This is a genomic window from Chitinophaga jiangningensis (assembly GCF_900142605.1).
Lineage (GTDB): Bacteria > Bacteroidota > Bacteroidia > Chitinophagales > Chitinophagaceae > Chitinophaga > Chitinophaga jiangningensis.
This window is the reverse complement of sequence record NZ_FRBL01000002.1, coordinates 450,161-464,680: the sequence shown is the minus strand read 5'-3', so window position 1 is coordinate 464,680 and position 14,520 is coordinate 450,161. Positions and strand designations below refer to the sequence as shown.

Annotated in this window: 13 protein-coding genes; 5 read left to right on the top strand and 8 right to left on the bottom strand. The window is 46.6% G+C overall.

All coding sequences use genetic code 11. From position 1 onward, the window contains the following. Window positions 1-136: 136 nt before the first annotated feature. Entirely contained in the window at window positions 137-850 is a 714-nt protein-coding gene (locus tag BUB18_RS06460; protein ID WP_073079181.1) for a DUF4397 domain-containing protein, read from the bottom strand. A gap of 63 nt (window positions 851-913) precedes the next feature. Then, window positions 914-2,107: a serine hydrolase gene (locus BUB18_RS06455; protein WP_083549440.1), complete on the bottom strand. Its 1,194-nt coding sequence runs from the start codon at window positions 2,105-2,107 to the stop codon at window positions 914-916. Between the two features lie 217 nt (window positions 2,108-2,324). Here BUB18_RS06455 and secDF point away from each other — a divergent pair, with 217 nt between their 5' ends. After that, window positions 2,325-5,486: a protein translocase subunit SecDF gene (gene secDF, locus BUB18_RS06450; RefSeq protein WP_073079180.1), complete on the top strand. Its 3,162-nt coding sequence runs from the start codon at window positions 2,325-2,327 to the stop codon at window positions 5,484-5,486. Window positions 5,487-5,689: 203 nt separating this feature from the next. Here the strand turns inward: secDF and BUB18_RS06445 are convergent, their stop codons facing one another. From BUB18_RS06445 to nusB, 5 genes are all read right to left on the bottom strand, one after another. After that, entirely contained in the window at window positions 5,690-5,989 is a 300-nt protein-coding gene (locus BUB18_RS06445; RefSeq protein WP_073079179.1) for a HesB/IscA family protein, read from the bottom strand. 42 nt (window positions 5,990-6,031) lie between these two features. Continuing rightward, a complete protein-coding gene (coaE, locus tag BUB18_RS06440; protein ID WP_073079178.1) occupies window positions 6,032-6,631 on the bottom strand; it encodes a dephospho-CoA kinase in 600 nt (199 codons plus the stop codon). 87 nt (window positions 6,632-6,718) lie between these two features. Further along, window positions 6,719-7,060: a preprotein translocase subunit YajC gene (gene yajC, locus BUB18_RS06435; RefSeq protein ID WP_245805618.1), complete on the bottom strand. Its 342-nt coding sequence runs from the start codon at window positions 7,058-7,060 to the stop codon at window positions 6,719-6,721. 28 nt (window positions 7,061-7,088) lie between these two features. Beyond that, window positions 7,089-7,526, bottom strand: coding sequence for a DUF1573 domain-containing protein (locus BUB18_RS06430; protein ID WP_073079177.1), 438 nt, complete (start codon window positions 7,524-7,526; stop codon window positions 7,089-7,091). 34 nt (window positions 7,527-7,560) lie between these two features. Continuing rightward, window positions 7,561-8,490, bottom strand: coding sequence for a transcription antitermination factor NusB (gene nusB / locus BUB18_RS06425; protein ID WP_073079176.1), 930 nt, complete (start codon window positions 8,488-8,490; stop codon window positions 7,561-7,563). 264 nt (window positions 8,491-8,754) lie between these two features. Between nusB and BUB18_RS06420 the strand changes: the two genes are divergently transcribed. The 4 genes from BUB18_RS06420 to BUB18_RS06405 all read left to right on the top strand — a co-directional run bounded on the left by BUB18_RS06420 (window position 8,755) and on the right by BUB18_RS06405 (window position 12,050). Next, window positions 8,755-9,036: a co-chaperone GroES gene (locus BUB18_RS06420; protein ID WP_073079175.1), complete on the top strand. Its 282-nt coding sequence runs from the start codon at window positions 8,755-8,757 to the stop codon at window positions 9,034-9,036. A 60-nt stretch (window positions 9,037-9,096) separates the two neighbouring features. Next, entirely contained in the window at window positions 9,097-10,731 is a 1,635-nt protein-coding gene (gene groL, locus BUB18_RS06415) for a chaperonin GroEL (protein ID WP_073079174.1), read from the top strand. A gap of 272 nt (window positions 10,732-11,003) precedes the next feature. Then, window positions 11,004-11,498, top strand: a complete 495-nt coding sequence (locus BUB18_RS06410) for an FKBP-type peptidyl-prolyl cis-trans isomerase (RefSeq protein WP_073079173.1) — start codon at window positions 11,004-11,006, stop codon at window positions 11,496-11,498. A gap of 45 nt (window positions 11,499-11,543) precedes the next feature. Next, the gene (locus BUB18_RS06405) at window positions 11,544-12,050 is read left to right on the top strand and encodes an FKBP-type peptidyl-prolyl cis-trans isomerase (RefSeq protein ID WP_083549437.1); all 507 of its coding nucleotides are present in this window, start codon (window positions 11,544-11,546) and stop codon (window positions 12,048-12,050) included. Window positions 12,051-12,106: 56 nt separating this feature from the next. On the opposite strand, the gene BUB18_RS06400 is transcribed toward BUB18_RS06405, so the two are convergent. Next, window positions 12,107-14,407 carry a S41 family peptidase gene (locus tag BUB18_RS06400; RefSeq protein WP_073079172.1) on the bottom strand — a complete coding sequence of 767 codons (2,301 nt, stop codon included), beginning with the start codon at window positions 14,405-14,407 and terminating at the stop codon, window positions 12,107-12,109. Window positions 14,408-14,520 lie beyond the last annotated feature (113 nt).

Here is a 14,520-nt window from a genome sequence, read left to right as displayed (position 1 = left end):
ATCGGATTGACCAGGACAAACCTACACAAAAAAAAGAAAAATCACAGGGAAAGATATTGTGAGGTGCTGTATAAACGCAGAAGGGGCCGATAATCCGGCCCCTTCTGCGTTCAAAGGAATGAATATTTTTTAAGGCTTAGTAGGCGCCGTAAATGATGTTAGTGCTTGGTTTATCGTTGCCAGTGCTGCCAGCGTTGCCGGTAACATAAGCAGTATATACACCACCGGTTTGGAGGCTGCTGATTTTCAGACTGTTGTTGGTAGCAACAACTTCAGTAGTACCCGCCTTCTTAACAGTTATTACGTTACCTTCAGTGATATCTGTAAAGGTGGTAAAATCAGGACGGAAATAACCATCTGCATAAACTACATTCTCAAATACTTTTTTAGAACCCATATAAACATCCACCGGGCCAACTGAAGATGACAGGTTGTAGAAACGCAGGTTGATAGAGGTAGGGCTGTAATTAGTTAAGTTTGATTCTACCAGGGCCGCTTTCACAGGATTGCCACCATAGATCATGTAAGTATAATAATGCAGGCTGTCCAGCTGGCTACTGGCAGTTGCCAGTACAGAATCTTTACCCAGTGGCGTTACCTTCATTTCATGAGGGCCGCTGTACCCGCCGATTACTTCAGTAAAGAAGCCGGAGATACCGCTGTTGGTAATTTTTTTACCGTTGTCATACAGGTCCATGGTTCCGGAATAGGTCGACAGGTTAGCCACATTCAGCCAGAATGTAGGACGCTGCGGTGTTGTATCCACATTGTTCTTCAGACAGGAAGTCATTCCCATAGTCGCGGCTATCAGCACTACAATAGCCCATACACGATTGATCTTAGTTAGCATCTTGCTCTCAGTTTTTAAAGTATGTGTGAATTTTAGCTGTTTAATTGGTTTGCCGATTGCGCCCTATGGTTGAAAGCGGCTCAGATCGGGTATTATTGGCTTCGGTCTTTCCAGTTCTATCGTGTAAATCAATTCTCCCAGCGCCTTTAAAAACGGTTTCCCGATTTCTTCAAAGGCCTGCTGATCTTCTCCTAATATTCCGTCATGGTTGACATGTACTGTGGCTGACAGGAGGAATTCTATGTTATTTCCAAAGTCGGCAATATAAGCAGTGTCCGTCAAAAATCCATATGCCCATCCCGGTTTATTAAATATCCGTATATCCGGGGGGATTACCGCCTGTTGACTCCCGCCATACAGCAGGAACTTACAATAGGCCTGGTGATATTGTTGATGATCATAAACAGGGTCCTCCGACGCTGTTGGGTATTGCGACATACAACGATACAAAAATGAATAGTCGCCTTCCGTTAAACGGTAGCGCTGCTGATTTGTTACAGCCGCCGGAAAAAAAATACTGCGCATCATTTCGTGGAGGTGCATCAGGGGAAGCCGGTTGCGGATAGAGAAGTCCATCGGACTTTCTTCCAGTCTGCCTTTATGAGTGCGCCAGGCTTTCCCGGCCAGGTCGCGGCGGGAAGTAAAGTCCAGTTCACTGTAGGCCGCCGGTTGCTCATAAAGTATGCGATCGTGCTGCTTAAAATACATGGCATTCGTATGCCGGTTGTCTTCCTCATGCAGGGGGAGGCCCAGGCGGTGCCTGATCTGAACGTCCGTATAACCGTTTTCCCAGAGGCGCCGGTTAAAAGCCTCCTGCCCAATGAATTCATAGAGCCGGTTATAGGCGTCATTATCACTTATTAAAAATATTTTTTTTATATAATGAGAGATGGAAGCCAAGCCGCTGGCAGCCGACGCGTCCTGGTGAACGCCGGTGTTAATCCCAGCTAAGGGATTGATATACATAGGTGTATGCATGTCCAGCCCGGCTATGCCAAGGTCCCGTAGCTTTTCCAGGGCCAGTATGGCCGCCGGCAGCTTCACGGTAGAAGCAGGGTAGGAGTAAACACCAGGGCCGGTTTGAAACCGAAAATCTCTGAACCGGGGGCGCTGCTGCTGATCCCTGTCTATTTGTGTATAAATCACCTGTAACCGGAAAGGCTCTGCCCGCCTGAAAATCTCGCCCAGTATGCCCTTTTTTCTCCTCCACCAACTTTCCGGGAAATAATCTGTTGTGCGATAATGAAGGGTTTGCATATATTTGTCGGTATTAACGTGCTGTAAAGCAATGGAAATATATTAAAACCAGTAGAAACCAGAATCGCAGATTTGTAAAATTTATGTGCCAACAGTCCAGCAAACCCAAGCCGGTAGCTAATTTGCGCCTATTTTCTAAAGGGCTTTAATATATCAATTTAAATTCTATCTTTGCAACTCTTTAAAATTTTTTTATTATAAACCCGAAACAAATAGTATGCAACTTAAAGGACTGGTAAGATTTTTTGCCATCGCACTGATCCTTATCTCTTTGTACCAATTGTCCTTCACGTTTTTGGTGCGGAACTTTGAGAAGAAGATAGAGCAGCAGGCCGAAAAGGACATCGCCAAACAGTATCCCTCCGCCGAGACGAAGTATCCTGGAAATACGCAATTGCAGGGTTTCTACGCCGACACACTTAAAGGCTTTGTGAAACAAAGAAGACAAGAGATCGTGGATAGCACCAGCAATAAAGAGATTGCAGGGTTTCCATGGAACGTAACCTACAACAAGGCTAAAGAAAAAGAACTGAACCTCGGTCTTGACCTCGTTGGTGGTATGAACGTAGTACTGGAAGTAAGCGTTGAAGACGTTGTCCGCGCTTTATCCGGTCAGTCCAAAGACCCGGCTTTCAACAGAGCGCTGGAAATGGCTAAGGAAAGAAAGAAAACCAGCCAGACCGACTTTGTTACTTTGTTCGGACAAACTTATGCGGAAGTTGCTCCCCAGGGCAAATTGGCGAACATCTTCGCAAATGCATACCAGAAAGACATCAACTTTAACTCTTCCAACCAGCAGGTGCTGGATATGATTCGCAGAGAATCTAAGGCAGCCATCAAAAACACCTATATCGTACTGCAGAAACGTATCGATAAATTCGGTGTGGCTCAGCCAAACATTAGCCTGGACGAAAATAAAGGTCTGATCTCCGTAGAACTGGCCGGTGTTGACAACGCTGAACGCGTTCGTAAATACCTGCAGGCTACTGCTAACCTGGAATTCAGAGAAGTTTACAAAAACAGTCCTGAAGTACTGCAGAACATCCTCTCCCCAATGAACGATGCCATCAGACTGGCACAGGGAGATGCTCCTGCAGCTAAAGACACTTCCGCCGCAGCTGTAAAAGATTCTGCTGCTGTTGCAAGTGCACCGGCTGATTCTGCAAAAACCGGCAGCCTGAGCGACTACCTCGCGAAAGACAGCGGTAAAGCCAAAGCTGACACTGGTCTCGCTTCCCAGGAAAAACTGATGCGTGAACAACAGAAACAGAATCCACTGTTCGCTGTGCTGTTCCCTCGCTACGATCAACAATCCGGCTCTATCATCCCTGGTCCTTCCGTGGGTATGATGCTGCCAAAAGATACCGCTACCTTCCGTCGTTACCTGGCACTGCCTGGCGTACAGGCCGTTCTGCCTAAAGATGCGGTTTTCGCATTTGGTCCGGAAAACAAAACTGATAAACACGGTCCGCTGGAAGTTTACATCCTGAAAGTAAACCCTGCTAACCCTGCTCCACGCGTTGGTGGCGAAAGAGTAATCGAAGCTCACCAGGACGTTGATCAGAATAACCAGCCTGAAATCAGCATGACCATGGACAACCAGGGTGCTCACGAGTGGAGAAAACTCACCGGTGAACTGGCTCCTGCTAATCCAAAAGATCCATATACCTTCAACTATGTTGCAGTAGTACTGGATAACATCGTTTACTCCGCTCCTTCTATTCAGGGCGAAATCTCTGGTGGTCGTTCTTCTATCACCGGTAGCTTTACGCCGGAAGAAGCAGGTGACCTGGCAAACATCCTGAAATCAGGTAAAATGCCAGCCCCTGCGAAAATCGTTCAGGAGCAGATCGTTGGACCTACCCTCGGTGCTGAATCCATCGCCGCAGGTGCTAAATCCTTCCTGATCTCTTTTGCCATCATCTTCGTACTGATGCTGGTATATTATAACACTGCCGGTTGGGTAGCTAACATCGCGCTGATCCTCAACCTGCTGTTTACCTTCGGTATCCTCGCTTCCCTCGGTGCTACCCTCACCATGGCCGGTATCGCCGGTCTGGTACTCACCATCGGTATGGCGGTAGATACGAACGTAATCATCTTCGAAAGAATCAAGGATGAACTCACCCACGGACTGTCATACGCAGACGCGGTAGAGAAAGGTTACAAACGTTCCCTCGCTCCGGTGCTGGACGGTCACGTTACCTCCCTGCTCACTGCCTGTATCCTGTTCTACTTCGGTCTTGGTCCTGTACTGGGCTTCGCTACCACCCAGATCATCGGTCTCCTGTTGTCCCTGTTCTGCGGTATCCTGGTTTCCCGTATGGTGACTGATTTCTGGATGAAGAAAAAACGTCACTTCGAATACTTCACACCAATTTCCCGTAAAGTATTTAAACACGCTGCTTTCGACTTCGTAGGCAAACGTAAATATGCATACATCATCTCTGCTATTGTAATGGTGGCAGGTGTATCTTCCTTCTTCCATGGTTTTGATCATGGTATCGACTTCTCCGGTGGCCGTAGCTTCACCGTACGTTTCGAACACCCGATGAAATCCGATGAGGTAAGAGAAGCCCTGCACACTGAGTTTGGTTCTGAGCCTTACGTGAAAACAATTGGTAACACCAACCAGCTGAACATCACTACTGCTTACAAAATCGAAGAGCAGAGCCTGGAAGTGGATAAAGAAGTTACTTCCAAACTATTCCATGGTCTGCAGAAATTCTATGACGCGTCAGTAACGGAAGATGCATTTGTGAACCGTTACATTGTAGGCTCTCAGACAGTTTCTCCAACCATCTCCGATGACCTCCGTTCAGGTGCGATCAAAGCTACTATCCTGTCGATCGTGGTGATCTTCCTGTACATCCTGCTGCGCTTCAGCAAATGGCAGTATTCAGTGGGTACCATCTTCTCCCTGCTGCACGACGTACTGGTTACCCTGGCAGTATTCTCCTGGTGCAGAAGCTTCGTACCGTTCACACTGGAAATTGACCAGCACTTCATCGCTGCGATCCTCACCGTTATCGGTTTCTCCATGAACGATACCGTGATCGTGTTCGACCGTATCCGCGAATACTTCCGTACCGGTGCACATGGTAAAGACCGTGATACCGTTATCAATAAAGCGATCAATGATACCCTCAGCCGTACAGTAATGACATCACTCACTGTATTCCTGACCATCCTGATCCTGTTCGTGTTCGGTGGTGAAGTAACCCGCGGCTTTGCATTCGCAATGCTCGTAGGTGTGATCACCGGTACTTACTCCTCTATCTTCGTAGCGGCACCGGTACTGGTTGACTTCGACAAGCACAACCAACTGTCCAACGAAAGCGAGGCAGTAGCTGCTAAAAAAGAAGTAGCTGCTAAGTAAGCTTAACTGGAAAAATGTTTGATAATATATAAGGCTGGCTCAATTGAGCCAGCCTTTTTTTTACTGTCTTTATTGTTCGCCGCGGCCGCGCGGAGCGCGGCACCCATCCCGCTGAGACCGAAGGTCTCAGCAACTCCTTCTCCAAAATAAAAAAGGCCAACCTGCCGGTCAGCCTTTTATCTCTTTATAAACTCAAATGAATGTTATTGCGGAGCACTAAACACAAACCCGCTGCTATCCTCTTGTTGCTGATAATCAATCTGCATTCCGGCCAGGTACATGGTATGTGCCTTTTTCATAATCACCGGAATACCCCCGATATCCAACTGAATATCATCCGCTGCCTTTTCATCAAATCCTATCATATAGCCCATCCCGGAACAACCGCCCCCTTTGACGCCTACACGCAGATAAGGGGCTGTAGCAATTGAACTAAGCAGCTCCTTTACCATTGCCTGCGCTGCAGGAGTAAACTGCAATGCTACATTAAAACCTGCCTCCATTTGTCTGAATTTTTAGCAAAGGTAGGTAAATGATCCGTATGGTCAGGCTTTTTGCCCCGCCAGCTCCAGCAACGTCTGATGCAGTGCCAGTACCTGCGGAATTACCATGTGCTGCTCATCATTATAAATCACGTAATCGCTTAAACGCATCTTAATCGTTTCATCGATCTGCTTATGCATTCTTGCCAGTACATCGTTGCGGGATACATTATCGCGTTTCATGACACGGAGCAGGCGTAATGGCTGCGGAGCACTAACTCCTATGATTTTGTCGAGGTGGTGGAACGATTCTGTTTCAAACAACAGGGCCGCTTCCTTCAGTACGTAAGGTGTTTGTTGTTCGGCTGCCCATTTATCCGAATCCCGGATAGTGGCAGGATGAACGAGGGAGTTGAGCAATGCCAGTTTGTCTTTATCATTAAAAACAATATTGCCCAGCAGTTTTCTGTTAAGGGATCCATCGGCTGCATAAATTTCAGCACCGAAATGTTGCTTTACCTGTTCCGCCAGGTCTTTATCTCTTACCAGAATATCTTTAGCCTTATCATCGGCATAGTAAACGGGGACGCCCAGCAGTTCGAAAATCTTGCTGACAGTGCTTTTGCCGGAGCCAATGCCTCCTGTGATTCCAACCTTTAACATAACCTGACCAAGTTAGCAAAAATTGGGAAAAACAAAAGCCTGTGCAAAGAAAATTGCACAGGCTCCTGGTATGAGTTTGTTAGATTATTACGCTTTTACGTTAGCTGGTGCATTCAGTGCAGCAGAGTACTCCATGCTGATTGTGGAGCGTTCGATAGTCAGGGTAGTACCCGGAGCTACTTCCATCACGAGGGTTTTACCATCGTCATTGAACTTTTTGATTTTACCGTGGATACCAGCAATGTTTACGATTTTATCACCTTCTTTCAGGTTTTCGATAAACGTTTTCTGCATTTTGGCTTTTTTAGTCTGAGGGCGGATCATGAAAAAGTACATTACCACGATCATACCACCAAAGATCAGCATCTGTGGGAGCGCGCTACCACCGCCTTGTGCAGGAGCTGCTAATAAAACATTCAGCATATTCATCTATAATTGATTTAATAGTTTATTAAAATTATTTCTTTACAATATTGCATCGGATGATGGGACCTACATGGTAACCGGCACCATCGTTGAGTTTAAGTGCTACCTCTTTTTGTGTATAACCTTCTTTACCGGCACTGTCAAAAATTACTTTGATATAGGCTGACTGACCAGGTTTCAACGGTTCTTTAGGCCATTCCGGTACAGTGCATCCGCAGCTGGAAATTGCATCTTCAATCACCAGGTCTACCTTACCGGTATTGGTGAACTTAAAGGAGTATTCCACTTTTTCACCCTGCACGATTTCCCCGAAATCATGGGTTTTTTCTTCAAAGGTAATAGCGACGTCTTTGCTGTTGATGGTTTTCTGCTTGATGGAGTCGATGGCGGCAGCTTTGCGGCCTTCGCTTCCGTTACAGGCAGTCATAACCATGCAACCTGCGGCAAGGACATAGAACAGTGCTTTCATGATGATGCAATTTGAGTAAAAATAGCTATTCCGGTTATTTTTTCGGACGGTCCTGTTTTTTTACCAGCTGTTCCTTTTCCAGGTCTTTCAGGATATTATCCAGGATACCGTTGATGAACTGGCCGCTTTGTGGCGTGCTGTATGCTTTTGCCAGGTCAATGTATTCATTGATAGTTACCTTGGTAGGAATGGTAGGGAAGTACAGGAATTCACATACACCCATTTCCATCAGTAACATATCCACGGCAGCAATACGTTCCGGATCCCAGTTCTGCAGTTTTGGCTTGATCAGCTCCAGGCAGTATTCCTTTTTATCGATCACTGTCAGCAGCAGTTCTTTGGCATAGTCCAGTTTCTCCTTGCTGATCAGCTGCATAAAATTGAACAGGTGCGGCTTGTTGAAGTAGTTGCTGAGCAGGATATTCATCATATCTGCATCATCGCCCCAGTGCAGAAAGGTATCTTCCAGGTGCTGTTGGAACAATTCACTTTTCGCCAGTATTTCTTTATAGATGAACTCCAGTATCTCTTTCTCACCTGCTTTGCTACGCTGGTCATCTGCTATATAGGCTTTGTAGGTATCGGTTGCCACCAGCAGGTTGTACATTTTACGTATCAACTCCTCTTCTGCCAGGTGTCTCATCTTCCATTGTTCCAGGTTTACCTGAAATCCCTTGTCATTAATAATCTGATAAAGGAATTCGTTACCTGCAATTTTAGTATTCACCTGCAGATCTTCTGCGGAAGGCAAATGTTTGGAAGCACGGGCCGCCGCGTCAATCTCTGCGTATTGCGCTACCTGCGTTACCGAATAAAGTAAATATGTAAAGATCTGGCAGGTCTGATCCAGCTTTTCGTTTAAAAGTCTGGTAGCCGTACCCGGCTTAATACTGCTTTGCTCCATCGTTTCCAGGGCGTAAAGTGTTTGCATCACTTTTACCCGGATATTTCTTCTACTGATCATCGTATAAAAAAGAACTGGTATAAGGGCGCAAAAGTAGAGAAAAAAATCGATATTTACGGATTCCGGACCTGTCACGGGCGTTAAATTCAGCTTAAAGCATGGCGCTCTGTCATTTTTTCCTGGTCCCGGGGATGATTTGTCAGTATGAATGGCACAGAAGCACCCAAAAGGCTGAAAATTTGACCCATATTGGCCCTTGGCATAATTCTCGTGGGCCTTGTCAACACTAAAAAACTTCAACTACTTCTTTAAATAAAAACTACTATGGCTAAAAAATTAAGTATTAAACCTTTAGCTGACAGGGTAATTGTGAAACCTGCAGCAGCAGAAGAAAAGACAGCTGGTGGTATCATCATCCCGGATACTGCAAAAGAAAAACCTCAGAAAGGTACTGTTGTGGCAGCTGGTCCTGGCAAAAAAGATGAGCCTGTAACTGTTAAGGTGGGTGATACAGTACTGTACGGTAAATACTCCGGTACTGAAATCAGCATCGAAGGTGGTGACTACTTAATCATGCGTGAATCTGATATCCTGGCTGTGGTTTAAGCCCTGTTCTTCTGATATCCGGTAATTTGTATCAAAACTCTAAAATTATTTTAAAGAATCATGGCAAAGCAAATATTCTTCGATATAGACGCCCGCAACAAAATGAAAAGAGGCGTTGACGTTCTGGCGGATGCAGTAAAAGTTACCCTCGGTCCTAAAGGCCGTAACGTGGTAATCGAAAAGAAATTCGGTGCTCCGGCTGTTACTAAAGACGGTGTTTCCGTTGCAAAAGAAATTGAACTGGAAGACCCTATCGAAAACATGGGTGCTCAGATGGTGAAAGAAGTAGCGTCTAAAACTGCAGATCTGGCAGGTGACGGTACCACCACTGCAACCGTTCTGGCTCAGGCTATCATCAGCGAAGGTCTGAAAAACGTTGCCGCAGGCGCCAACCCAATGGACCTGAAACGCGGTATCGACAAAGCGGTGAAAGGCATCGTTGAAAACCTGAAAAAACAATCTGAAAAAGTTGGTAACGATACCAAAAAAATCGAACAGGTTGCTACTATCTCCGCTAATAACGACAGCGAAATTGGTAAACTGATCGCTGAAGCGATGAAAAAAGTTACCAAAGATGGTGTTATCACTGTAGAAGAAGCAAAAGGTACTGACACTACTGTAGAAGTAGTAGAAGGTATGCAGTTCGACCGTGGTTACCTCTCTCCATACTTCATCACCAACAGCGAAAAAATGCAGGCTGAACTGCAGAACCCTTACATCCTGATCTACGATAAAAAGATCAGCACCATGAAGGATATCCTGCACATCCTGGAAAAAGTAGCTCAGCAAGGCGCTCCACTGGTTATCATCTCTGAAGACCTGGAAGGTGAAGCACTGGCTACCCTGGTGGTAAACAAACTCCGCGGTACCCTGAAAGTAGCCGCTGTTAAAGCTCCTGGCTTTGGCGACAGAAGAAAAGATATGCTGCAGGACATCGCTGTGCTGACTGGCGGTATCGTTATCTCTGAAGAACAAGGTTACAAACTGGAAAACGCTGACCTGACTTACCTCGGTCGTGCTGAATCCGTAACCATCGATAAAGACAACACTACCATCGTTGGTGGCCGTGGTCAGAAAAAAGATATCCAGGCTCGTATCGGCCAGATTAAAGCGCAAATCGAAGTAACTACTTCCGATTACGATCGCGAAAAACTGCAGGAACGCCTGGCTAAACTGTCTGGCGGTGTTGCCGTTCTCTACGTAGGTGCTGCTACCGAAGTAGAAATGAAAGAGAAAAAAGACCGCGTTGATGACGCCCTGCACGCAACCCGCGCTGCCGTTGAAGAAGGTATCGTTCCAGGTGGTGGTGTAGCTTACATCCGCGCTATCGAAAGCATCGAAAAACTGAAAGGCGATAACGAAGACGAACAAACAGGTATCGCTATCGTTAAACGCGCTATCGAAGAGCCTCTCCGTCAGATCACCGCTAACGCCGGTATCGAAGGTTCTATCGTAGTGCAGAAAGTAAAAGAAGGTAAAGGCGACTTCGGTTTCAACGCCCGCACCGAGACTTACGAAAAAATGCTGGCTGCCGGTGTAATCGATCCTACTAAAGTAGGTCGTATCGCCCTGGAAAACGCTGCATCCATCGCTGGTATGCTGCTGACCACTGAGTGCGTTATCGCCGACAAACCAGAACCTAAATCCGCTGCTCCTGCTATGCCAGGTGGTCACGGTATGGGTATGGATTACTAATCTGATTCATAATCAGCATATTGGAAAAGCTCTTCCCGGTGAGGGAAGAGCTTTTTTTGTCAGCTTAGAGGCCTGCACCTGCTTCTCATCCCCGATATAAGACCTCTTCCGGGTGGAGGGGTGCCACCGGCACCCCTCCACCCGGAAATCCCAAAGGGCCGCAGGTCCTTTGGGATTTCCGGGCAAACTTTTCCCGTTAAATTTTATTATACTGTAACTTTACAACCTCACCAGCCGTTTATACAGCCAGAAGAGAAAAATTACAGACGCGGATGAAATATTTACTTTTACTTATAACTTCCCTTACTATAATCACTTTGGGCACCAGCTGCACCAAAAGAGATGACGTTAATCTCGAAGCCATTTATCGCGACGCATGGGCCTCCGATAGTACCATCCGAAGCATTATCACGCAAAAGAATGAAACGGCCTACAGAGACCCGTCAGGATTATATTACATCATCCTTAAACCGGGTGATTCCATCCATTACCTGACCCCTAATTCCATACCCATCGTTTCATATTCCTATCAGCTGCTGAATGGAAGCGTGGTGGCCAGCTCTTTTGGGCCTACCGACTTCGATAACATGTCGCTGAAAAATCATATTGCCGGCTGGCAGATAGGCCTGCGCAAAATCTCTAAAGGCGGCCGCATCCGTATGTACATCCCTCCTGAACTGGCGTTTGGGTCCGTTGGCGTGCCCACCCAGAACATACCACCCAACGCTATTCTCGTCTCCGAAGTAGAACTCGTAGATATTAAGTAAGATTTCATATTTTCAATACCAATAAAACCGAGCAAACAAACTAAGATGAAGAAAATTCTGATCCTGGGACTGGCCATTATTGGCATCCTCACCGCATGTAAAAAAGATAGTCAGGAAGATAATTATGATCAGCGCGCACAATATGTAATCGATTCCACCAAGATCGCAGCATATCTGACCGCCAATAATATCACTAATGTTATCAAAGACACTACAGGAGTTGTAATTGAAATCAAGCAACAGGGCACTGGTAACGATACCATCAGATGGACCAGCTACCCAACCGTTGGTTACGCAGGATACTTAATGAACGGTACACAACTGGGTGCAAAATTTGACGGCTCCGACTCCACTAACTTCGATTTGCAATTACAGATGAACAGACTAATTCCGGGATGGTATATCGGTCTTCGTTATGTGAGAAAAGGAGGTACTGCAAGACTTTATATCCCTTCTTACCTGGCATATGGCAATCAAAGTCAACCAAAAATTCCAGCCAATTCCGTGCTGATCTTCGATATCAAGCTTTTCGACTTTTCCGTAGGTAACTAATCCTTACCTTGCTAACATAAAAAGCCTCCGGTAACCAGTTACCGGAGGCTTTATTTTTATTTTTCTGCCAGCTCCAAAGCCTTATCCAATACCTCATCCCGGCCAGCTGCCAAACCAGCAACCGTAGGAGATACCGGTACATCAGGGACTATCCCCTTCAAATGGTGCTTGCTCCCATCATGATTTTTAACCAGCATACCGGTAAAGGAGAACATAAATCCACCAGGCAAAGCCACCGTGTTAATGTTGCCATTTGTACCAGCTGTTGCCCCGCCAATAATAGTACCCAGCTTTTCATCCTTCACGTACCCTAAATAGCTTTCTGCATAACTAATGGCCCCGCCATCTGTCAGGAAAAATACCTTCCCGCTAATATGCGGCTTCAAAGGCGTAAGATTCCAGCCCAGCGCACGGTACGTCACTTCAGCCTGGTCAGGCTTCGTAATCCGCGGTACATACATCCAGTTGCGCTTTTCCTTCTTTGTCAGCATATGCCGGAGCAGCTCGTGATTGCTGTTTGGGTATCCCCGCAGATCACATACCAACGCTTTGGCCCCGGCTATTTCATGCAGATGCGGGTTTATAGAATCCAGCGGTTCCTGATCCAGGTTGATGTAATACACACCTGGTTTTATCCAGCCCATAGGGTATGTTTTTCTGGTGGCTGCACTGTAAGCCTGAGGTGTTGTACTGCGTGTAACCGTTGCCGTTAATGAGGTGTTATTCCTGAGTAAATCAAGCTTAACAGCACTCTCCGGCACTCCGGAAAGTAGCAGCTCCGCTGCCCGCTTTTCATTTAATTGTCTGGAGCCACTGAAAAGGGCCGTCAGCCTGGTGACCACGCTGTCCACAGGTTCCCCGTCCACGTGTGTGATTATATCCCCAGGCATAAGCCGGTCCGCCAGCGTGGTGTCTATTAGTTTAGCTATCACCGCTTTTCCTTCGGCAAATGCTAACACTACTCCTACAGGGGTTTTCCCGGGCATGCCACCTCCGTATACCCAGATATGTCCGTCGTTTAAAGGCGCCAGCATCTTTCGAAGCGTTATCATGAAATCATCCCCGGATTTGTCGGTAGCAGCAGACTTTAAGCTATTCCGCAGTATTTGTTCCGGCGTAGCACTGGCATCTTCCCAATAGGCAAAAAAGTGCTTGAATATATTCCAGGTAATCACTACTGCAGAAAACCTGATGCCTGGCAGATCTGCCGTTTGTCCCTTACTGTACGTGGTATTCAGTTCCTGTTGCAGTTTTTTCAGGGAGATGGAATCGCCGGCGGGGTAAGTATGCAAGTCCGTACCATACAGCGTCAGGGGAAATGCACAATTAATAGCTGCACTTAACTGTACACGGGTATATTCACCGGGCCCGGGATAGCCGTCATATAAAGGTTTGGCCCGCGTAGTATTAATGATTTTTTTGGGAGATGAAAACACCAACGCTGCTTTACCGCTGCTCACATCCGCCCTCTCCGTCTGATAGTTATAGCCATCCAGTTGCTTTCCTGCCTGCCACTTTCCTGGCTGATTGTTACTATATTCTTCAAAGTCGCCGTTCGGGACAGGCACTTCCACCCAGTTATCACCTTTCTTCACTTCCAGCTTTATATCATCCACCAGTACCTTACCATCATTGATTATCATGGCACCAAAGGCCAGGTTATCAGCGTCTTTGTTGATTCGGCCGCTGATGGTGTAGGTTTGCCATTGGTCGGAAACCACCGGGCGACTATTCATATTATCGAAAAAGCCGGTCCGTGATGGGTTGTCTACCCTAAACCAAAGCTGCCCTTTACACGCATTGTCAGAAAGTACTTTCATACGGCCTGAATACCTGAACTCGCAATCCCGGTAAGCATTAGCATCTATCGTTTGCATTACCATGCACCATCCCTGATTTGCGGTTAATGCTTCCACCGGCCGATTCACCCGTTGACTTTTGTAAATACCGCCCTTGTTCCTGCTGTTAAGAATACCCACGCCTTCGTGTTGCCAGGCAATGGTTCGATAACCTGCTTTATCCGGAGGTGTAATAGATGGCAGTGAAGGCTCCTGCCCGCTGTAAATGACGGCAGCAGGCGCAATAGGATTGAACAGGCGGTTGAGTGTAGTCACCAGTTCCTGCGTATTCCCAGCTTTCATCACCTCCAGGCTGCCGTAGTTGGCAAAATTCTCCCAGGAGATACTGCTGGCTTCATCCGAGGGATGAAAGTACCGGATATACCCATACATTTTCGCAAAGGCAGCCAGGTTTTCTTCCTGCTGTGGGGTAAGGGCCTGCTGGGCCATGGTCTGTTGTGTACTAAGTGATGCTACTAATACTGCAGTAGCCGTAAACAGGGATTTGGTAAAGTTCATATTAGGCGGAGGATTTGAGCATTTGAAACAAATAACGAGCCGCGCCTTTGGTTTAATACAGGGCTTGACAAGTATCCCGGAATTTTGCGTTGGAATTAACATCTTCGCTGCGC